We start from the raw sequence: 20,478 nt of genomic DNA, 5'->3' as shown, positions 1-20,478 counted from the left end.
ACATGGACCTGCAAAGCCTGAAGACCTTCGTCGCATGCGTCGAGGAAAAAAGCCTGAGCCGTTGCGCCGACCGGCTGAACGTCGTGGCCTCGGCGGTGAGCAAGCGGTTGGCAGAGCTCGAGCGCGAGCACGGCGTATCGCTGCTGCGACGGACCGGCCGGGGCGTCGAGCCCACGGCGGCGGGAGAGGCGCTGTACCGTCATGCGACCTCGCTGCTGTCGGCAGCCCGCCAGTTGGAGCGGACCCTGGCGAGCTTCCGCGACGACGGCGAGTCCCACATCCGGATCGCCGCATGCCGGTCGGTCGTGCTGCAGTACCTGCCGCGCGCCATCAGCCTGCTGCGCCGCGTCTGCCCGGGTCATCGCGTCGACATCGTGGAGGCATCCAGCGTGGAGATCCCGGCGCTGGTCACCCAGGGAGAAGCGGAGATCGGAATCTATCACGCGCCGTTCCCGCCCCCGGGCCTGCACTTCGTGGAGTACCGCCGCGAACGGGTCGCGCTGGTCGTCCCGAGAGGGCACGCGCTGGCGCGTGGCGGTCCGGTGCGTTTCTTCGATACGCTGGACCATGACTACGTCGGCTATTTCCCGCGCCACGATCTGGCCAACTTCCAGCGATTGATCGGCGAAAACCTGCCCCGGCCCATCAACGTCAGCGCGCAGGTCTCCAATCCCGAGGCGCGCTGCATGCTGGTGCGCGAGGGGCTGGGCCTGGCCCTGATGGCCGAGGGGTTGGCGCGGACCTATGCCGACCGGACGGGGGTGGAGGTCGTCGCGCTGGCGGACGAATGGGCCGGCCGCCAGATCTGGATGGCATGCGTCGATCCCGCGGCCCTGCCCGAGGGCGCACGCGAACTGTTCGCTCGCCCCCAGGCCTGAGGCCCGCGCTCAGCCCCGCTTGAGCAGCAGGCCGCCATCGACCGGAAACAGTACGCCGGTGACGTAGCGCGCTTCGTCCGAGGCCAGGAAAAGCGCCGCGTTCGCGACGTCGGCGGCTTCGCCCATGTAGCCCATGGGCACCAGCGCATCGCGCTCGCGGCGGATCACTTCGCGGGGGACGCCAGTTTCCTCCGCGCGTCGCTCGATGGCCATGGGCGTGTCGATCAGGCCCGGCAGGATCGCGTTGGCGCGCACGCCGTGCTTCGCGTTCTCGAACGCGATGTGCTGGGTGAGCGTGTTGACCGCGCCCTTGCTGGTCTTGTACGTGACCGTGGGCCGGCCCGACAGCGACGACGTGGACGACACGTTGATGATGCAGCCGGACCGCTGGGCGATCATCTGCGGCAGTGCGTGCTTGCACATCAGGAACATGCCGGTCAGGTTGGCGTCGATGATGCGCTGCCACGACTCCAGCGACAGTTCGTCGGTGCGGGCATCGCCCTTGGAGAAGCCGACGTTGTTGTGCAGGATGTCCACGCGCCCCCATCGTTCGACGCAGGACGCCACCACTCGGCGGCAGTCGTCCTCGCGGGTGATGTCGGCAACCGCCACCTCTGCGGGAGCGCCCAGCGCGCGCACCGCCGCCATCGTGTCCTGCGCCCACGCGTCGTTGATGTCCACCAGCAGAAGCCTGGCACCTTCCCGCGCGAAGCGCTCGGCGGTCGCGCGCCCATTGCCCATCGTCGTGCCCGGGCGCTGGCCCGCGCCCACGATGATGGCCGTCTTGCCAGCCAGACGTTGGCCGTTCGTCGTCATGTTCAGTCCTTCAAGTGGTGGTGATCTTGCCGTCGTGGATGACCTGGCGCCAGCGCGCCTGCTCGGACTGGCGGAAGGCGCGCATCTCCTGCGGCGTGCCGGCCGCCACCTTCATGCCGTCGGCCGAGACCCGCGACTTGTAGCCGGGATCGTTGGCGGCCTTGTTCAAGGCGCCGTTCAGCGCGGCGACGATGTCGGGCGGCGTGCCCGCCGGAGCCAGGATCGCGTACCAGACCTCGGCCGAGTAGCCGGGCACCAGTTCGGCGATGGTGGGAATGCCGGGATAGGCCGGCGTGCGTTCGCGCGAGGTCAGCGCGACGGCTTGCAGCGTGCCTTCCTCGACGTATTTCGCGACGCCGCCCGCGGTGGCGAAAACGAAGTCCAGGCGGCCGCCGACCAGGTCGGTGTAGGCCTGCGCCGCGCCCTTATAGGGGATGTGGGTCAGGTCGACGCCGGCCTTCATCTTGAACAGTTCCGCGGCCAGGTGGACGGCCGAGCCGTTGCCCGAGGAACCATAGGTCAACTTGCCCGGATTGGCCTTGGCGTAGCGGATGACCGCGTCCAGCGTCTTGAAGCGGCTCTTCGGATGCGTGACCAGCACGTTCGGCCCGACGCAGATCAGGCCGATGTCGCTGAAGTCGCGGTCGGTGTCGTAGGGCAGGTCCTTGACCAGCGTGTCGTTGATGGCCAAGGCAGTGGTCGTCAGCAGCAGCGTATAGCCGTCGGGCTTCGCCTTGGCGACGATGTTCGAGCCGATGACGGTGCCGCCCCCCGGCCGGTTGTCGACCACGATGGATTGCCCCAGCGCCTCGGACATGGCGGCGGCCAGGGAGCGTCCGACGACGTCCGTGCCGCCGCCCGGCGTGAAGGGAACGACGAGGCGCAGGGCGCGAGTGGGGAAGTCCTGGGCGCCTGTTTCGGATGCCAGGGCGGGGATGCCGGGCAGCGCGCCGGACGCGGCGGTGGCGCCCAGCAGGCCCAGCATGCGGCGCCGGCTGGTCGAGGTGTGGCTCATGATGTCCCTCCTATGTGCTGTTCTGATCAGGGCATCATAGGAAGCGGCGCCGCCGCCGGCGTGAAATTCAGGAACGGAAGCGGTTCCCGGATTTCACGTTGGGCCGAGTCAATCCGTCCGATACCGCTCGATGAACTCCGGATCGAACTCCACGCCCCAGCCCGGCCCCTGCGGCAGGGCGTAATGGCCGTTCTCGATCGCACCGCGCCCGATCAGCATCTGGTGGAAGATCGGGTCGCGGTCGGGATGGTGCGTCTCGACGTAGGTGCCGTTCTCCACCGCGGCCAGCAGGTGCGAGCCCACCATGGGTTCGCCGTGGTGGCCCATCTGCACGCCGAAGCAGGCCGCCATGCGGGCCACGCGCAGCCAGGCGGTGGGGCCGCCGCCCCAGCTCGCGTCCAGGTTGCAGACGTCGATGGCGGCGTCCAGCATCAGGTCGCGGCAGTCCTGGGTGGTGATCTCCGACTGGCCGGCGGCGATGGGCATGCCCGTCTGCGCGCGCAGCAGGGCGAGGTCGCGCCGGTCGTCGTCCCAATGGCAGGGTTCCTCGAACCAGCGCAGGTCCAGGTCCGCCGCCTGCCGGCAGAAGGCCAGAGCCTGGGTGCGGCTCCAGGCGCGGTTGGCATCGGCGAACAGCAAGAAATCGTCGCCACCGGCGCGCCGCGCTGCCCGCGTGCGTGCCAGGTCTTCTTCGACCTCGCGGCCGCCCACCTTGAATTTGCAGCCGGCCAGCCCCAGGGCGCGGTATTCCTCCATCTCGGCGCCGTAGTCTTGCGGCGCGTAGCCGTCGCGGTACTGGCCGCCGATGGCGACGATGGGCAGCGTGTGGCGCGCGCCGCCCCACAATTGGTACAGGGGCAGCCCGGCGCGCTTGCCCAGCAGGTCCCACAGCGCGCTGTCCACGCAGGCCACGGCGCGCACGGCAGCCCACTTGTCGCGGCCGCCGCGATGGGTGGACGTCCACATGCGCGACCACAGGGTTTCGATGGCGGTGGGGTCCTGGCCGATCAGCAGGGGGGCCAGTTCCCGGTCGACGATCTCGCGCGCCTGGCGATGGACGTCGAAATTGCCTTCGCCGTTCACGCAATGGCCGACCAGGCCCTCGTCGGTATGGATGCGGGTAACGATGGCGTTCTTGCGCGGCACGCTGTAGACGCTGCCGCCATAGTCGCGATTGAGCGCGATGGTCAGCAGGATGGTTTCGACGCGGACGATTTTCATGCGGGGTTCCTGCGTGGGGGCGGCCGGGGCCGCGATCATTGCTTGGGGATGCCGGCGCGCTCGACCAGTTCGATGTAGGTGCGGGCTTCGGTCGGGATCATCTGCGCGAGCTGTTCGCCGTCCAGGACCTGGGCTTCGCCGAAGGTCTCGGTCAGCCTGGCGACGTTGTCGGGCGTGGCCATGACGGACTTCGTCGTCTGGCGCAGCGTGCGCAGCACGTCGGCGGGCGTGCCGGCCGGCGCGAACAGGCTGATCCAGTTGACGACCTCCACGCCCGGTACGCCGGCCTCGGCGGCGGTGGGCACGTCGGGCAGCTTGCTGTCGCGCCGCGATCGCAGGATGGCCAGCGGCCGGACCTTGCCGGCCTCGATGTTGCGCAGCTGATTGGTGAGCGAGTCGAACATGACCTGCACGTGCCCGCCGGCCAGGTCGGTGGCGGCGGGGGCGCCGCCCCGGTAGGGGACGTGGACCATCTTGGTGCCGGTACGGGCCTGGAACAACTCGCCGCCGAAATGCTGGACGGTGCCTATGCCCGACGAGGCGTACGACAGCTTGCCGGGGTTGGCCTTGGCGTAGGCCACGAGTTCGGCCAGCGTGCGGATGGGAAGCTGGCTGTTGACCACCACGACCTGGCCGGGCGTGACGATGCCCCAGACCGGCGCGAGATCCTTGACCGGGTCGTAGGGCAGCTTCTCGTACAGCGCGGCCGCGAATGAGATGGGCGAGGCCGTGGTGACCAGCAGCGTGTGGCCGTCGGGCGCCGCCTTGGCCACGTAGTTGGCGCCCACGGTGCCGCCGGCGCCGGAGCGGCTTTCGACGACGACGTATTTGCCCCAGGCCTGTTCCAGGTTCTGCGCGACGAGGCGGCCGACGTACTCGACGGGCGATCCGGGCGGGAAGGGGTTGATGACGTGCACGCCCTTGGACGGAAAGTCGGGGCGGGGCTGGGCGTGGGGCGCCCCGCAGGCCAGCAGCGCCGCGAGGGCCAGCGCGGGAGCCAGCAAACGTTTCATGGGTGTCTCCTGTCGTCATGGGACGCCATGGGCGGCGTCCTGGAAGCCAGGCAGTATCATCGTCCGGGGCGGCCTGGGGCAACGGGCCGGTACCCTATATGGAATATAGGTAATAGCCTATTGGAGGATGCATGATCAGCCTGTCCCCGCGCGGACTCGAAGTGCTGGTGGCGGTGGCCGAGACCGGCAGCTTCGCCGGCGCGGCCCAGCGCCTGGACATCGCCCAGCCGTCGGTCAGCCAGCACATCCAGGCCCTGGAGCGCCGGGCGGGGGCGGCCCTGTTCCTGCGCCAGCGCGGCCGGCGCGCCACGCTGACCGAGGCGGGCGAGCGCGTGCTGGCGCATGCCCGCGCGGTGCTGGACGACGCGGCGCGGCTGTCCGAGGATCTCGGCGGCGACCGCCCGGCCGGGGAGCGGCGCATCGTCCTCGCCTGCCAGCGACCGGTGGCCAACTCGGTGCTGCCGCCCGCGCTGGCCGGATTCGCCCGCGAGCATCCCGAATACGAACTGGCCATGGTGGCCGGTACGCTGGACGAAGTCCTGGCGCAACTGCGCGACGGCAGCGCCGACCTGGGGTGCTTCCTGAGCCGGTGGCCGCCGGAGGGCGTGGCCGGCCGGACCATAGGCGTCGAGCGCTTCGCCCTGGTGGCCGCGCCCTCCCATCCTTTGGCGGGCCGCGTCGCGGTACCGCCGCGCGAGCTGGCCCGGCACAAGTTCGTGCGGGCCGCGCATCGCTCGGGTTTCTCGGTCCATATGGCCGACATGCTGCGCGCCGCCGGCATCGCCGGCACGCCGGTGGCCTCGCGCGCCACCGAGTCGGGCATGGTGCGGGAGCTGACGGCGGCGGGCGTGGGCATCTGGTGCGTGCTGGCCAGGACGGTCCGGCAGGACATCGAATCGGGCCTCCTGGCCGAGCTGTCGCCCGGCGGGCCGCCCATGACGATGGGATTGTGGCTGGCCCATGACGACCGGCGGCCGTTGTCGGCGGCCGCCCGGAGCCTGGCGGACTACATCGAGGCCTGCGCCACGCTCGAGCGCGAGGCGCCCCGCGCATCGTCGTGATTGGCAGGGCCGCCTTCCGTTGGTATCGTAGGTCCGACGGGGGCGCCGTGCGATCCGCGGCCTTCCCGTCCCGCCTCCGGATCCTCGCCCGCCCAGCGGGCCGCCTCACGCGCGCCGCCGCGTCCGCCACACCAGGGAGATCAGCATGGAAGGACCCTCTACCGAAAAGCTCCGCTGCATCCTGCTTGCCACCGATCTGAGCGCCCGCTGCGACCGCGCCCAGGACCGGGCCGTACAACTGGCGCGCGAGCATGGCGCCAAGCTGGTCGCCGTGTGCGTGAACGAGACATCGCTGGGCGACGTGCTGACCGCCCGGCGCAGCCAGGTGGTCGACCGCAATGCCGCCGAACGGCGCTTCCGGGCCGGTCTGGGCAGCGCCGATGTCCAGGCCGAGCTGGTGCTGGAACCGGGGCACGCGGTCGAGGTCATCCGCAAGACGGCCGAGGCGCGCCATTGCGATCTCATCGTCACCGGCGTGGCCCGCGACGAGACCCTGGGCCGCCTGCTGCTGGGCACCACGGTCGAGAAGCTGGCGCGCGAGGCCGTGCAGCCCATCCTGGTCGTGCGCGAACGCCCCCATCATGACTATCGCGACTTCGTTGCCGCCGTCGATTTTTCGGAAGGGTCGCGCCAGGCCCTGCAGGCGGCGCTGACCTTGTTTCCGGATGCGCGCCCGCTGTTGTTCCATGCCTTCTTCACCCACCAGGCCCATGCCGAGGCGGCGGTGGTGGAACAGGCAAGGGCGAGGGCCGACAACGAGGTGGCCGAGTTCATGAAGCGCAACGCGGCGCTGTTGAACCGGCCCGACATCGAATGGAAGATCGAGCACGGCCTGCCCGAGGACGTGCTGCCCGACTATGTGGCGCGCCATCCCACCGAGCTGCTGGTGGTGGGCACCCACGGCCGCACGGGCATCCTGCGCACGGCCATCGGCAGCGTGGCCGAACAACTGATCCAGCACACGCCCTGCGACGTGCTGATCGTGCGCCAGCGGCAGCCCTAGCCTGCGCGCCGCCCGTATTCGCCGGGCGGCACGCCCGCCCAGCGGCGGAAGGCGCGGGCGAATATCTTTTCCGAGCCGTAGCCGACCAGTTCGGCCACGTCGGCCAGGCGCACCGACCCCAGCCGCAGCCGTTCGGCGGCCCGCTCCATGCGGCGCGCCGTCAGGTACGAGATCGGCGAGACGCCCACCAGTTCCCGGAAGCGCGCGCTGAAACGCGAGCGCGACATGCAGACTTCGTCGGCCAGCGAGGGCAGGCTCCAGGGCTTTTCGGGCCAACGGTGCATCAGCATGATGGCCTGGGCGATCTTGGGATCGGCCAGGCCGCGCAGCCAGTTCGGTTCGGTGTCGCGGTGCCGCAGCAGGTAGGCGCGCAGCACGTGCACCATCAGCAGGTCGCCCATGCGCGCGGCCGACAGCTTCCAGCCCGGCTGGCGGTTCAGGCTTTCTTCGATGAACAGGCGCATGGTGGGCGCCAGGCACGAGGCCAGGTTCACGTCGTCCTCGCGCAGATGGATCAGGCCGGGCAGGAAGCGCAGCACGGTGTTCTGGCCGACGGGGCCATAGTCGACGATGGTGGTGAAGAGTTCGGTGGGCGTGCCGCCTTCGCCGTGCGTGAACACCAGCGGCTTTTCCCCGCGTTCGCGCATGCCGTGCGCGGCCAGTACCTCGGCGAAGGGAACGGGCGCGAGCCCCGGCTCGGACGAGATGGTGTGCCGGCCGCCGCGCGGCAGCACGACGAGGTCGCCCGCGGGCACCCGCACGGGCGCCATGCCTTCGGGCTGTATCCAGTAGGGCGCGCCCCGGGCGATGCGGAACATCGCGCCCTGCAGGCCCGTCGATTCCAGCGACCATGGGGCATGCAGCGTGAAGCGGCCGGTCGTGGCGCTGTCGGCCCGGCAGCCGGACAGGACCTCGCTCAATACATCCACTTCCTTCTCCGTCGATCGCGCAGCGTCGATTTTATCGGCAGGCGGGACGAATTGCGCCCTAATGAAGCGTTATTGGGGTGGAGGCGGGCGGATTTTCAGGGAAGAATCTGCCCTTCTCCGCGTTCGGAGGCGCCGGCCGCGCCCCGCGCGGCGTCGTCCGCCCCGTATCTCATAGGTGCCTCCATGTACGCATTGCTTCGCAAATTCGCCCTGGCCCTGGGCTGTCTGCCGCTTGCCGCGCTGACCGCGCACGCGCAAGGCAACGATTTTCCCGTCAAGCCCATCACCATCATCGTCGGCTACCCCGCCGGCGGCGGGCCGGACATCGGCGCACGCATGCTGGGCGAGAAACTGGCCGCGCGCCTGCACCAGTCCGTCATCGTCGAGAACCGCCCGGGCGTCAGCGGCATGATGGGCGCCTCCGCCGTCGCGCGGGCGCCGGCCGACGGCTATACGCTGCTGTTCGCGCCCAACACTTTCCTGATCGCTCCCCACGTACTGTCCAAGGGCACGAACGTCAATCTGGACGTGTTGAACGACTTCGTGCCGGTCGTGGCGCCGTCCAAGGGCGCGATGATGATGGTGGCCCACCCGTCGCTGGGCGTGAAGAACGCCAGGGAACTGGTCGCGCTACTGAAGAAGCAGCCTGGATTGGCCTACGCCACCCCGGGCAGCGGCTCGCCCATGCACATCGCCGGGGAACTGTTCAAGAAGTCGGCGGGCGTGGACATGCTGCACGTGCCCTACAAGGGCGTGGCGCCCGCGATCGCCGACGTGCTGGGCGGGCACGTCAAGATCACCTACGCCAGCATCGGCGTGGTGGCGCAGCACATCGCCGCCGGCCGCCTGGTGGCGCTGGGCATGGCCGAGAAAGAGCGTTCGCCCCTGATGCCCGAACTGCCCACGCTGGCCGAACAGGGCTATCCCAACACCGCGACCGGCGCCTGGTACGGCGTGTTCGCGCCCAAGGGCACGCCGCCCGCCGTGGTCGAGAAGCTGAACCAGGAGTTCAACACCGTGCTGCGCCAGCCGGACACCGCGGCCAAGCTCAAGCAGCAGTGGGAAGTGCCGCTGGGCGGCTCGTCCGAGGACCTTGCCCGCATGGCCAGGGCCGAGTACGAGAGCTACGGCAGGATCGTCAAGGAATTCAACATCTCGGCCGATTGATCGCATGGATCCGCGCGCTTCCAAGCGGCCCAACATCCTGCTGGTCATGACCGACCAGCAGCGGGCCGATCACCTGGGCTGCTACGGCAATCCCATCCTGCGCACGCCGCACCTGGACGCGCTGGCGCGCGACGGGGTGCGGGCCTCGCAGTTCTACGTGGCCAGCCCCACCTGCATGTCCAACCGGGCCACGCTGATGACCGGACGCATGCCTTCGCTGCACGGCGTGCTGCACAACGGCATCCCGCTGTCGCGCGAGGACGTCACCTTCGTCGAGCTGCTGCGCGACGCGGGCTACGCCACGGCGCTGATCGGCAAGTCGCACCTGCAGAACTTCGGCTACAACAATCCGCCCATCCGCGGCTGGGAAAACCTGAACGGCGGCACGCCGCCTGCGGACGCGATGAAGGATGCGCACCGGCATCATCGGCGCGGGCGCGAGTACGACAACGAGTGGACGCCCTACTGGAAGACCGATCCGTCCTTCCACGTGCAGACGCCGTTCTATGGCTTCGACGACGTGCGCCTGTGCACCATGCACGGCGACCGCGTGCAGGGCGACTACGCGCGCTGGCTGGCCGAGCGCCATCCCGACCCGGACAGCCTGCGCGGCCGCGAGCACGCCATTCCCGACGACCGCTACGATTCGCCGCAGGCCTGGCGCACGCGCATGCCGGTGGAACTGTATCCCTCGACCTACGTGGCCGAGCAGACCTGCGAATGGCTGGCCCGGCACGCGCGGCGGGACGATGACGCGCCGTTCTTCATCCAGTGCTCGTTTCCCGACCCGCACCACCCGTTCACGCCTCCCGGCAAGTACTGGGACATGTACGACCCCGCGGATATTCCGCTGCCGCCATCTTTTCACCAGGAGAACATGCCGGCGCTGCTGCGGGCCGTGCATGAGCGCACCCGCGCGGGCGCCTCGCGCGAGGCCTACGTGCCGTTCGCCCTGAACGAGCGCGAGTGCCGCGAAGTGACCGCGCTGACCTACGGGTCGATCAGCCTGGTCGACGATTCGATCGGCCGGGTGCTGGCCAAGCTGGACGAACTGGGGCTGCGCGAGGACACCGTGGTGATCTTCACCTCCGACCACGGCGAGATGATGGGCGACCACGGCATCGCGCTCAAGGGCGTCATGCACTATCGCAGCGTGACCCAGGTCCCGTTCATCTGGCACGACCCGCAACTGCCCGGACCCAGGCGCGGCGCGGTGGTGGACGACGTGGCGGGCACGATAGACATCGCGCAGACCATCCTGGCGCGCGCGGGCCTGGCGCCCTTCAACGGCATCCAGGGCGCGAACCTGCTGCCGGCGCTCCGGGGCGAAGCCGCCCCCCCGCCGGAGCGTGCCGGCATCGTGGTCGAAAGCGAGCCGCTGCAATACGCGTTCGGACGGCCGCGCCGCTTCAAGGTGCGCACGCTGTTCGACGGCCGCTACCGGCTGACGCTGTCGGACGATCCGGCGGTGTGCGAGTTCTACGACCTGGAAGCCGACCCGCACGAGGTCGAGGACCTGTGGAACGAGCCGTCGGCCCGAGGCCAGCGGGATCGCCTGGTGGCCGCGCTGGCGGTGGAGATGATCCGCCTGTCGGAAAGTTCGCCCCTGCCCAGCGCGCAGGCCTGAAGCCGGCGCTCAGGCCAGGTCGAACCGGAACAGCGCGGCATAGCGCCGTTCCGATCCGGCCGGCGCCGAGGCATACAGTCCCAGTGTGCCGAAACGCGCCGTCGGAATTGCCGGCATGGGCCGCGGCAGGTCCGGCATGGCCTGGCCCGCCTTGAAGCGGGCCAGCGTCACATGCGGCCGGAAGGGGCGGCCCTCCACCGGCAGCCCCATGCCACGCACGATGCCTTGCGTGTCCTCGACCAGCCGGCGCAGCGGCGCGGGCAGCGAGAAGCTGGCCACCGCCACGCGCGGCCGGGCCGGCTGCGGCCACAGTTCCAGCGACTGGCCGTCCAGCACCGGCAGGGCGCGCGCCAGGGGCGCCAGCGCCGCGCGCAGCCGGGTCTCGTGATCGGGAGTGAGGCTGCCCAGGAAAGCGAGGGTCAGATGCAGGTCGGCGGGCAGCAGGCGTGCCGGCGGCAGGCCGGCGCCCAGCGCGGCCAGGCGGGCTCGCGTGTCGTCGTCGGGGCCGAGGGCGATGAAGCAGCGGGAACGGTCGGAAGCGGTGGTGGGCATGGCTTAGGATACCCCGGCTGGATCAGTGTGCCCGGATCAGGTCGCCCATGGTTTCTATCCGGTTCGTCCAGACGTGGCCGGGAAAGCGGGCCGGCACGCGCGCCAGGTCCGCCGGCGTATCGATGCCCGAGTTGAAGCCGCCGCCCGAGTAGGGACCCATCACGATGACCTCGCTGCCCGCCGCGCGCAGGCGGGCGGCGAAACGATAGGGCCAGCCCCACAGGGGCCACCCGTAGTTGACCGGCACGATCACCAGCGTATTGCGGCAGGCGTCGGGCACGATGCCGCTCCAGCCCTGGAGCTCGTAGCGCAGCAGGCACGACAGCGTGGATGCGCGATCGTAGCCGCGCAGCCCCGGCACGCGCGCGATGCTGGCGCGCGTGGGCTCGGCGCCGCCGTAGACGCCTATGACCGCCTCGCGCCAGGCGGGATGGGCCGCGAGCATTTCCGCCAGGGCCCGGCCTTCCTCTTCCCGCCGGCTCTTGAAATTGACCAGGAAGCGGCCGCCGGGGAAGGCGTCCAGCACCTCGTCCAGCGTGGGCATCTGGCCCACGCCGCGGCCCCGCAGCGGCCAGGTCCTGGCGCCGTCGGCGGTATAGCCATGGCCGACGTCCAGGGTCCGCAACACCGTCATGGGCGTGTCCTGGGTGACGCCGTGGCCGTTTGTGCGGCAGTCCAGCGTCCAGTCGTGGAAGACCGCGAATTTCCCGTCCGGCGTCAGGTGCACGTCCAGTTCGACCGTCCGGGCGCCGGCCTCGAAGGCGGCACGCATCGAGGCGAGCGTGTTTTCCATATAGCCGTGCACGGGCGGCCGGATCCTGGCCGCGGTGCAGGTATCGGCGTCCAGGTCCCGCACGGCATAGGCCTGGTGCACGCCGCGATGCGCCAGGGGGAGCGGGTGGCCGGCCCGGGGCGCGTGGAACAGCGAGGTGTTGCCGGCCCATAGCGCCACGGCGGCCAGGGCCAGTAGAGCGGCGATCTTCTTCATGTCGTCGGTTCTCTCACATGCCTGACGAGAACGTCGATGAATTTGCACGCTGCCGGGGACAGATAGGCCTCCTTGCGCAGGTGCAGGCCGTATGGCCGCGTCAACACGACGCCCTCGAGCGGCAACGGTGCCAGCAGGCTGCCGACTTCGGGCGACCGCAGAGCTCGTCTGGACACGATCGAGAGCAGGTCGGTCGCGGCGATCAGGCGCGGCTGGGCGGGAGCCAGGTTGGTCTCGATGACGACGCGCGGCGCGGGCAGGCCGTGCCTTGCCAAGAGTTGTTCCAGCCAGCGTCGGGTGTCGACGCCCGAGGCCGGCAGGGCCCAGTCCGCATTGACCAGGTCGGCCAAGCGCAATCCTGGCCGGGCCAATCGGTGGCCATGGCGGGCAACGACCACGCTTTGTTCTTCCCAGAGCATCCGCCAGGAAAGGGCGGGGTCGAGGGGACTCGATAGTGGACCTATCCAGATGTCCAGTTCACCCTGCCGCAAAGCATGCGCGAGCGCGGCGCCCGTGTCCAGCACGACCTGGAAGGTGGCGCCAGGGGAGCGGGCCAGCACCTCGGGCAGCACGTCCGGCAGCATCTGGCCCATGATCGGTGCGCCTGCGCCGACGCGCACCAGGCCCGCCGTGCCCTCGGATAGATCGGCGATATGCCGTCTGGCTTCAGCCGCCTCGCGGCGGATGCGGTCGGCGCTGGCGAGCAGTACGGCGCCGCTTTCTGACAGCTCCAGTCCGCGTCCCCGGCGGTGGAAGAGCCTGCCGCCGATTTCGCCCTCCAGGCGGTGGATGCATTTGGTCAGGGCAGGCTGTGTGCGGCCCAGCAGTTCGGCGGCCCGACTCATGTTGCCCAATGTGGCGATCACTTCAAAGCATCGCAGATCGTGCAGATCCATTCCCAGCCCCCATATCCAGCGGGAATCGTTTTATGAAAACTATGAATTGGAAAGAATAATTCGCCGCGCGCATGCTGGCGACATGAAAAAGCGCCGCCATCTCGTTCCCACCCGCCTGGGGCAGGTCCATTGCCTGGAGGCGGGCGCTGGGTCATCCGGGGTCTTGATTTTTCACATCAACCAGCAGTCCTCGGCCTTGTGCGAACCCCTGGTGGACACCCTGGCGCCGCATGCCCGCATCGTGGCCATGGACTATCCTGGCCATGGCATGTCGGACCACGTCGGCTTCCAGCCGACCATCGCCGACTATGCCGAGTGCGGCCAGACGGCCATGCGTGAACTGGGAATTGGACGCTACGTCGTGGTGGGCGAGGCGACTGGCGCGGCGACGGCCATCGAGACGGGGATACGCGATGCGGAGCATGTGGCGGGCGTCGCGCTGCTCAACTGCCCCTACTATCGAGATCGCCTCCATGCCGAGGAACGGCATGCATCGCTCAGGACGGGCCTGCGCCCGGCGGATGACACGGGGTTTCCGCTCCTGCGTTCGCTGACGTTCGTCATCGAGCAGGACGGCGAGCATGCTCCGATGCATCCGACGCAAGCGTGGATGGATCGCATCAATCGTGCGCAGGTCGAGGCGGGGCGCGACCGGTGGCAGGCGTTGAATGCGCTGCACGCCTACGATTTGGCGGAGCGGCTCGCGCAACTGGACCGCGACACCGTGCTGCTCATGGGAGAACATTTCTTCTACGCGCCATATCTGGCCGACCATGTCCGCCGCATCCGCCGGCTCGTCGCAGCGGAGATCGTGCCCGGCGCGCGCTTCGGCATGGCCTGGGAGCGCCCTGAGTCCGTCGCGCCCTTCATCCAGCGGCTGCTGGGCCAGCGGGCTTCCCGGAGCGGATCTCCATGACCTTCAGAATCGTCGTGCTCGATGACTACTCCGACATGTTCCGTAGCGCACCCCGGATCGGCGAGTTGGCTGATTGCGGGATCACCGTGTGCCGGGAGGCCATCGACGACCCGCTGGCCAGGGCCGGGCTACTGGCGAATGCGGACGCGGTCATTCTTACACAGCAGCGTAGCGCCTTTCCCCGCGCGCTGATCGAGCGCCTGCCGAGGCTGCGGTTGATCGGCCAGACCGGCTCAAGGACCTGCCATATCGATCTCGGCGCCTGCGCGGAGCGAGGCATCGTCGTCGCGACGGGCGGGCCAGGCATTACGTATCCGACGGCGGAATTGACCTGGGCGCTGATCCTGGCGGCGCAACGGCATCTGCCGTACGAGATCCGCCGGCTGAAGCAGGGGCAATGGCTATCGACGGCAGGCATCAGCCTGCGCGGAGCGACGCTGGGCATCTACGCCTACGGCAAGGTCGGCCGGCAAGTGGCCGAAATCGGCCGGGCGTTCGGCATGCGGGTCGTCTGCTGGGGCAGAGAGACATCCACCGCGCGCGCCCGCCAGGACGGATTCGAGGTGGCGGCCGACCGGGCGACGTTCTTCGGGCAGTCGGACGTGCTCAGCCTGCACCTGCCATTGTCGGAGGAGACGCGCGGCATCGTCACCGCCGGCGATCTGGCGGGCATGAAGCCCGATGCGCTGCTCGTGAACACCAGCCGTGCCGCGCTTGTGGACGAATACGTGCTGATCGATGCGCTGAGGCGAGGGCGTCCCGGCCGCGCCGCCATCGATGTCCATTACCGTGAGCCTGTATCGGACGGAGGGCATCCGCTGCTGCGCATGGACAACGTCCTGTGCACGCCCCATCTGGGATACGCCACCACGGACAACCTGCATCTGCTCTATGACGGTGCCATTGGACAGGTACGCGCGTTCCTGGACGGGCAACGGGTGTCCTGACCCGCAACTTGCGCGCCGGACACGGTTTCTGGAGAGTCGCCATGCCCTCAATGCATCTACGATTTCGGCGCGCGCGCAAGTGCGCCGCCTGTTTGTGCGTGCTGCTGGCCGCCGGCATGGCCGAGGCCGCCGAAGACGCGGCTCGCTATCCCAGCCGGCCGCTCAAGCTGATTGTGACCTATCCGCCGGGCGGAGGCACGGACATCGTGGCGCGCATCGTGGCGCCCAGATTGGGCGAGCTGCTGGGTCAGCCTGTAGTGATCGACAACGTGGGCGGCGCGGGCGGTACGATAGGCACGGCCCAGGTGGCCAGGGCGGCACCAGACGGCTACACGCTGCTGTTCGGCACCACTTCGGGCCTGGTCATCAACCCTTTGCTCAAGAAAAACCTGCCCTACGACCCGGTGCGCGATTTCACCTCGGTCGGCATGGTGGTCAGCACGCCGCAAATGCTCGTGGTCCGGCGTGGGCTGCCGGTGGCTTCGGTAGGTGAGCTGGTGGCCTACGCGCTCAGGCATCCTGACACGCTGAACTACGCCTCGGTCGGGGTCGGTACGCCCAACCACCTGGCGATGGAGATGTTCAAGTCCATGACGGGCACCCGCCTCGTACACATACCCTACAAGGGCGCCGGACCGGCCATCAATGATCTGCTGGGCGGGCAGGTCGACCTGATGTTCAATCCCATCGCACCCCTGCTGCGCCAGGTCGCGGCCGGCACGATCAAGGCGCTGGCTGTGAGTTCGGCCACGCGCTCGAGCGCTGCGCCGATGCTGCCCACCGTGGCGCAGGCGGGGGTTCCCGGCTTCGAATCGGACCTATGGTATGGCGTTTTCGCGCCTGCGGGGACGCCCGGACCGGTGGTCGAGCGGCTCAGCGCCGCGCTGGGCCGCGTCCTGCGGGACCCCGATATCGCCCGCAAATTGACGGAGCAAGGGGCAGAGCCCCGTCCGGGCTCGCCGGAAGAACTGCGCCGCATCATGGACGAAGCCTCGCGGCGCCTGGCCCGACTGATCAACGACGCTGCGATTACCGCCGAATAAAGGGGCTGCGGCCCCGCGTTTCCGCTGGCACGGGTAAACCCTCTGGTCATCGTGGTCATCCGCTTGCTAGGATTTGATCAAAGATCGAATATCCAATATCGAATTCTGGCGCGCCTCGGGGAATCCATGCCGGCAGACATCGCCCAACTCATCGACGACCGGCCGGCGGACGGCGTATTCCGCGTCCATCGCGACGTTTTCCGTCGCCAGGATGTCTACGCCCGGGAAATGGACCGCTTTTTCCATGGCGGCTGGGTGTTCGTCGCCCATGCTTCCCAGGTGCCCAACCCGCAGGACTACCTCACGACCAGCATCGGCCGGCAGCCGCTGGTCGTCATGCGCGGCCAGGACGGCACGCTGCGCTGTTTCCACAATTCCTGTCGTCACAAGGGCGCCCTGGTCTTCCACCAGCGGCGCGGCAATCGCCGCACCCATGTCTGCCACTACCACGGCTGGGCCTATGGCAGCGACGGGCGCAACCTGGGCGTCAAGGGCAGGGCCCAGGGCGAGTATCCCGCCGCCTTCGACGACGACAGCCACGACCTCCAGCCGGTGGCCCGCTTCGCGGAATACCGCGGCTTCCTGTTCGCCAGCCTGGCGGCCGAGGTGCCGCCGCTCGAGACACACCTGGGCGACATCCGGCGCTTCATCGACATGGCGGCCGACCAGAGCGAGGCCGGCCTGGAGATCGTTCCCGGCGCGGTCACCTATACCTATCGCGCCAACTGGAAGCTGCAACTGGAGAATTCCACCGACGCTTATCACTTCACGTCCACGCATCCGTCCTACCTGCGGCTGCTGGACCGGCGCTCGGGGATGGCGGGGCGCACCGACGTCGAGGCGGCGATCTGGCAGGCCGGCGGCAAGAAGCGCGAGGAAATGATGGGATCCTTCGGCTTTCCCAACGGGCACGCGCTGGTATGGACCACCTCGCCGGTGGAGAACCACCCCTTGTATGCGCGCCTGCCGGAACTGCGCGCGCGCGTGGGCGATACGCGCGCCGAATGGATGCTGCGCACGCGCCAGTGCAACATCTTCCCCAACCTGCAACTGGCTTCCAACGCGGCCCTGCAGATGCGCGTCATCCGTCCGCTTGCGGTGGACCTGACCGAGATCACCTCCTATTGCCTGGCGCCGGTGGGCGAGGATGCCGAACAGCGGCGTCAGCGCCTGCGCCAGTACGAGGACTTCTTCAATCCCAGCGGCCTGGCCACGCCCGACGACACGGTCACCTTCGAGGACTGCCAGCGCGGCTTCGAAAGCGGCGAGATCGAATGGCAGCAAGGCTATGCGCGCGGCATGGGGCGGATGGTGACGGGGGCCGACACCCACGCGGCGGAACTGGACATCGCGCCCGACACGTCGATCTCGGGGTCGTTCGAGATGAGCGACGAGACCGTGTTCCACGCGCTATACCGCAACTGGTCGAGGAAATTGAAATGAGCAGGCTGGCGCTGGAAGTACAGGCCGACGCCCAGGCGGTCGTGTTCCAGGAGGCCGCCCACCTGGACGCGCAGCGCTGGGACGACTGGCTGGCGCTGTATGCCGAGGACGCGAGTTTCTGGCTGCCGGCCTGGACCGACGAGCATCGGCTGTCGGTGTCGCCGGACAGCGAACTGTCGCTGATGTATTGCGCGGCGCGCGCCGGGCTGGAGGATCGCGTCTGGCGGGTGCGGTCCGGGCTGTCGGTGGCGTCCACCCCCTTGCCCCGCACCTGCCATGCCGTGACGGGATGCGTGGCGACGGCGGCCGGCGAAGGCCGGGTGCGGGTCGAGTCGGCCTGGACCTGCCATGTCTACAACGTCAAGCGCCGCGACCAGCACACCTTCTTCGGCCGTTACGAGCACCTGCTCCGGCCCGATGGCGACGGCTGGCGCATCGTCGCCAAGAGGATCGTGCTGATGAACGATGTCATTCCCACCATGCTCGATTTCTACTGCGTCTAGGATGGCCGCCATGCTCCCTGCCCTGGGCGAAATCAAACCCGTCGTGCGGTCCTCGGTGTCAGACGCGGTCTACCAGACCCTGCGCAACAAGCTGATGCACGGCGAATATCCGGCCGGCCAGCTGCTAGGCATCCAGGACCTGGCCAATGCGCTGGAGACCAGCACCATGCCCGTGCGGGAGGCGTTACGGCAACTGGTGGCGCAGCAGGGGCTGGAGCCCATGCGCAGCGGCACCGTGCGCGTGCCGCTGATCACGCCCGAGCGGCTGGACGACATCCGGCGCTCGCGGGTGCTGGTCGAAGGCACCGTCACCGAATGGGCGGGGCCGCGGCTGACCGCGCGCCAACTGGACGACCTGGAACAACTGGCCGCCGAGATCACCGTGGCGCGCCGTTCGCGCGAAGGGCTGGTCGACAGCCTGGAGAAGAACCGCATCTTCCACTACACCATCTACCAGGCCGCGCAGTCGCCCGTGATGCTGGCGATGATAGACAGCCTCTGGCTGCAATCGGGCGCGTACCTGCGCGCCACGCGCGAATTCCTGCACACCGATACCATCGCCGCCGACCGCCTGCACGAATCCGCCGTGGCGGCCATGCGCGCGGGCGATTACGCGCAGGCACGAAAATTCATCGAGACCGACGTGAGCTGGGTATTCGACCGGCTCAGCGCCGTGCCCGATGCCATGAGCCGATAAGGCCGGCAACGAAGACCCAGAATCCGGAGTAGAAGAGAATGAAAACCAAGCGCCTGAGATCCGACATCACCCGCGAGGGACTGGACCGGACGCCGCACCGCGCCTTCATGCGCGCCACGGGGCTGGACGACGAGGACATCGCCAAGCCCATGGTCGGCATCGTCAGCATGCGCGGCGACCTGAGCCCCTGCAACATGACCCACGCGCCGCAGGTCGAGGCCGCGCGCATGGGCGTCGCCTCGGCCGGCGGTACGCCGCGCGAGTTTTCCACCATCTCGGTGTCCGACGGCATAGGGATGAACCACGAGGGCATGAAGTTCTCGCTGGTCAGCCGAGAGTTGATCGCCGATTCCATCGAGGCGGTGGTGCACGGCCATGCGCACGACGGCCTGGTGGCGTTCGGCGGCTGCGACAAGACCCTGCCCGGCGCGATGATGGGCCTGGTCCGCTGCAACGTGCCGGGTGTGTTCGTCTACGGCGGCAGCGCGCTGCCGGGCCGCTTCGAGGGGCGCGACATCACGGTGCTGGATGCCTACGAAGCGGTGGGCGCGGCGCAGACGGGCAAGATGACCGAAGAGAAGGTCATGATGCTCGAGCGCGCCTGCAAGCCCACCATCGGCGCGTGCGCCGGCCAGTTCACGGCCAACACCATGGCCATGGTGGCCGAGGCGCTGGGGCTGACCGTGCCGAACTCGGCCATGGTGCCGGGCGTGTATTCCGAGCGCCTGGACATCGCCCGCCGCGCCGGCCAGATCGTCATGCGCATCATCGAGAACGAGGGGCCGCTACCGCGCGACATCGTCACGCGCAAGGCGCTCGAGAACGCCTGTGCGCTGGTGGCGGCCACCGGCGGCTCGACCAACGCGGCCCTGCATATCCCCGCCATCGCCAACGAGGCCGGCATCGCCTTCGACGTGGACGACGTGGCGGCGGTGTTCGCGCGCACGCCGCTGATCGGCGACCTACGGCCGGGCGGCAGGTACGTGGCCAAGGACGTCTACGACATCGGCGGCGTATCGGTGCTGATACGCGAGCTGATACGCAGCGGGCACATCGACGGCAGCTGCATGACCGTGACCGGCCGCACGCTGGCCGAGGAGCACGGCGCGGCGCCCGAGCCCGACGAGAAGGTGGTGCGCCGCGCCGACCAGCCCATCCTGGTGGACGGCGGCCTGGCGGTGCTCAAGGGCAACCTCGCGCCCAGCGGCGCGCTGCTGAAGGTCGCCGGCCTGGCCAAGCGCGTGCACGAAGGTCCCGCGCGCGTGTTCGACGGCGAGGACGCGTGCGCCGAGGCCGTCAGCCAGCGGCGCTACGCCGAGGGCGACGTGCTCATCATCCGCTACGAGGGTCCGGCCGGCGGTCCCGGCATGCGCGAGATGCTGGGCGTGACGGCGCTGATCTACGGCCAGCAGATGGGCGAGAAGGTGGCCCTGCTGACCGACGGCCGGTTTTCGGGCGCCACGCGTGGCATCTGCGTGGGGCACATCGCGCCCGAGGCGGCCGCGGGCGGCACCCTGGCGCTGGTGCGCGACGGCGACCGCATTCGCGTCGACGGCGACGCGCGCACGCTGGAACTACTGGTGGACGACGCCGAACTGGCGCGCCGCCGCGCCGCCTGGCAGCCGCCGCCGCCCAACCACAGGGCCGGGCTGCTGTCCAAGTACGCCAAGACCGTGGGGCAGGCCGACACCGGCGCCGTCACCCATGACGGCGGCGCGCAGTGGCCCGAACCGGCGGCCCCCTCCGCTTGAACGACACGGTAT

At 69.2% G+C, this 20,478-nt stretch carries 20 protein-coding genes; 12 read left to right on the top strand and 8 right to left on the bottom strand.

The features are described from left to right. The first annotated feature begins 2 nt into the window (after window positions 1–2). Window positions 3–878, top strand: coding sequence for a LysR family transcriptional regulator (locus tag EV675_RS01035; RefSeq protein WP_165404367.1), 876 nt, complete (start codon window positions 3–5; stop codon window positions 876–878). A gap of 9 nt (window positions 879–887) precedes the next feature. Here the strand turns inward: EV675_RS01035 and EV675_RS01030 are convergent, their stop codons facing one another. The 4 genes from EV675_RS01030 to EV675_RS01015 form a co-directional block, all read right to left on the bottom strand. Then, window positions 888–1,694, bottom strand: a complete 807-nt coding sequence (locus EV675_RS01030; protein WP_130355589.1) for an SDR family NAD(P)-dependent oxidoreductase — start codon at window positions 1,692–1,694, stop codon at window positions 888–890. 10 nt (window positions 1,695–1,704) lie between these two features. Beyond that, a complete protein-coding gene (locus EV675_RS01025; protein ID WP_130355588.1) occupies window positions 1,705–2,709 on the bottom strand; it encodes a tripartite tricarboxylate transporter substrate binding protein in 1,005 nt (334 codons plus the stop codon). A 108-nt stretch (window positions 2,710–2,817) separates the two neighbouring features. Beyond that, complete coding sequence (locus EV675_RS01020) at window positions 2,818–3,930, bottom strand: mandelate racemase/muconate lactonizing enzyme family protein (protein ID WP_165404366.1); 1,113 nt, start codon at window positions 3,928–3,930, stop codon at window positions 2,818–2,820. Between the two features lie 35 nt (window positions 3,931–3,965). Beyond that, the gene (locus EV675_RS01015; protein ID WP_130355586.1) at window positions 3,966–4,943 is read right to left on the bottom strand and encodes a Bug family tripartite tricarboxylate transporter substrate binding protein; all 978 of its coding nucleotides are present in this window, start codon (window positions 4,941–4,943) and stop codon (window positions 3,966–3,968) included. Window positions 4,944–5,074: 131 nt separating this feature from the next. On the opposite strand from EV675_RS01015, the gene EV675_RS01010 reads away from it, so the two are divergent. Next, entirely contained in the window at window positions 5,075–6,004 is a 930-nt protein-coding gene (locus EV675_RS01010; protein ID WP_130355585.1) for a LysR family transcriptional regulator, read from the top strand. Between the two features lie 145 nt (window positions 6,005–6,149). Beyond that, window positions 6,150–7,007 (top strand): universal stress protein, encoded by an 858-nt coding sequence (locus EV675_RS01005; protein ID WP_130355584.1) that lies wholly within the window; start codon window positions 6,150–6,152, stop codon window positions 7,005–7,007. Here EV675_RS01005 and EV675_RS01000 read toward each other — a convergent pair. Beyond that, window positions 7,004–7,936 (bottom strand): AraC family transcriptional regulator, encoded by a 933-nt coding sequence (locus EV675_RS01000; protein WP_130355583.1) that lies wholly within the window; start codon window positions 7,934–7,936, stop codon window positions 7,004–7,006. The genes EV675_RS01005 and EV675_RS01000 overlap by 4 nt on opposite strands. 183 nt (window positions 7,937–8,119) lie before the next feature. Here EV675_RS01000 and EV675_RS00995 point away from each other — a divergent pair, with 183 nt between their 5' ends. After that, window positions 8,120–9,103 carry a Bug family tripartite tricarboxylate transporter substrate binding protein gene (locus EV675_RS00995; RefSeq protein ID WP_130355582.1) on the top strand — a complete coding sequence of 328 codons (984 nt, stop codon included), beginning with the start codon at window positions 8,120–8,122 and terminating at the stop codon, window positions 9,101–9,103. A 4-nt stretch (window positions 9,104–9,107) separates the two neighbouring features. Next, window positions 9,108–10,730 carry a sulfatase family protein gene (locus EV675_RS00990; protein ID WP_130355581.1) on the top strand — a complete coding sequence of 541 codons (1,623 nt, stop codon included), beginning with the start codon at window positions 9,108–9,110 and terminating at the stop codon, window positions 10,728–10,730. A 9-nt stretch (window positions 10,731–10,739) separates the two neighbouring features. Here the strand turns inward: EV675_RS00990 and thpR are convergent, their stop codons facing one another. Genes thpR through EV675_RS00975 form a run of 3 tightly spaced genes read right to left on the bottom strand, consistent with a single transcriptional unit; the run spans window position 10,740 to window position 13,166 of the window. Then, window positions 10,740–11,282, bottom strand: a complete 543-nt coding sequence (gene thpR / locus EV675_RS00985) for an RNA 2',3'-cyclic phosphodiesterase (RefSeq protein WP_130355580.1) — start codon at window positions 11,280–11,282, stop codon at window positions 10,740–10,742. Between the two features lie 22 nt (window positions 11,283–11,304). Then, a complete protein-coding gene (locus EV675_RS00980) occupies window positions 11,305–12,270 on the bottom strand; it encodes a glycerophosphodiester phosphodiesterase family protein (protein WP_130355579.1) in 966 nt (321 codons plus the stop codon). Then, window positions 12,267–13,166 (bottom strand): LysR family transcriptional regulator, encoded by a 900-nt coding sequence (locus tag EV675_RS00975; protein WP_130355578.1) that lies wholly within the window; start codon window positions 13,164–13,166, stop codon window positions 12,267–12,269. Before EV675_RS00975 ends, EV675_RS00980 begins: the two co-directional genes overlap by 4 nt. Window positions 13,167–13,248: 82 nt before the next feature. Between EV675_RS00975 and EV675_RS00970 the strand changes: the two genes are divergently transcribed. The 7 genes from EV675_RS00970 (at window position 13,249) to ilvD (ending at window position 20,466) form a co-directional block, all read left to right on the top strand. Beyond that, window positions 13,249–14,082, top strand: coding sequence for an alpha/beta fold hydrolase (locus tag EV675_RS00970; RefSeq protein ID WP_165404365.1), 834 nt, complete (start codon window positions 13,249–13,251; stop codon window positions 14,080–14,082). Next, window positions 14,079–15,029: a D-2-hydroxyacid dehydrogenase family protein gene (locus tag EV675_RS00965; RefSeq protein ID WP_130355576.1), complete on the top strand. Its 951-nt coding sequence runs from the start codon at window positions 14,079–14,081 to the stop codon at window positions 15,027–15,029. Before EV675_RS00970 ends, EV675_RS00965 begins: the two co-directional genes overlap by 4 nt. Window positions 15,030–15,070: 41 nt before the next feature. Then, entirely contained in the window at window positions 15,071–16,072 is a 1,002-nt protein-coding gene (locus EV675_RS00960; protein ID WP_130355575.1) for a Bug family tripartite tricarboxylate transporter substrate binding protein, read from the top strand. A 126-nt stretch (window positions 16,073–16,198) separates the two neighbouring features. Continuing rightward, window positions 16,199–17,515, top strand: coding sequence for an aromatic ring-hydroxylating oxygenase subunit alpha (locus EV675_RS00955; RefSeq protein WP_130355574.1), 1,317 nt, complete (start codon window positions 16,199–16,201; stop codon window positions 17,513–17,515). After that, complete coding sequence (locus EV675_RS00950) at window positions 17,512–18,018, top strand: aromatic-ring-hydroxylating dioxygenase subunit beta (protein WP_130355573.1); 507 nt, start codon at window positions 17,512–17,514, stop codon at window positions 18,016–18,018. Before EV675_RS00955 ends, EV675_RS00950 begins: the two co-directional genes overlap by 4 nt. 10 nt (window positions 18,019–18,028) lie before the next feature. Next, window positions 18,029–18,715, top strand: coding sequence for a GntR family transcriptional regulator (locus tag EV675_RS00945; RefSeq protein ID WP_165404364.1), 687 nt, complete (start codon window positions 18,029–18,031; stop codon window positions 18,713–18,715). A 38-nt stretch (window positions 18,716–18,753) separates the two neighbouring features. Further along, complete coding sequence (ilvD, locus tag EV675_RS00940; protein WP_130355571.1) at window positions 18,754–20,466, top strand: dihydroxy-acid dehydratase; 1,713 nt, start codon at window positions 18,754–18,756, stop codon at window positions 20,464–20,466. Window positions 20,467–20,478 lie beyond the last annotated feature (12 nt).

Origin of the sequence: Pigmentiphaga kullae (genome assembly GCF_004216695.1) — a bacterium.
In the GTDB taxonomy this organism is placed as follows: domain Bacteria; phylum Pseudomonadota; class Gammaproteobacteria; order Burkholderiales; family Burkholderiaceae_B; genus Pigmentiphaga; species Pigmentiphaga kullae.
Note: the sequence above shows the minus strand (reverse complement) of the source record. Positions and strands in the feature narration are given on the sequence as shown.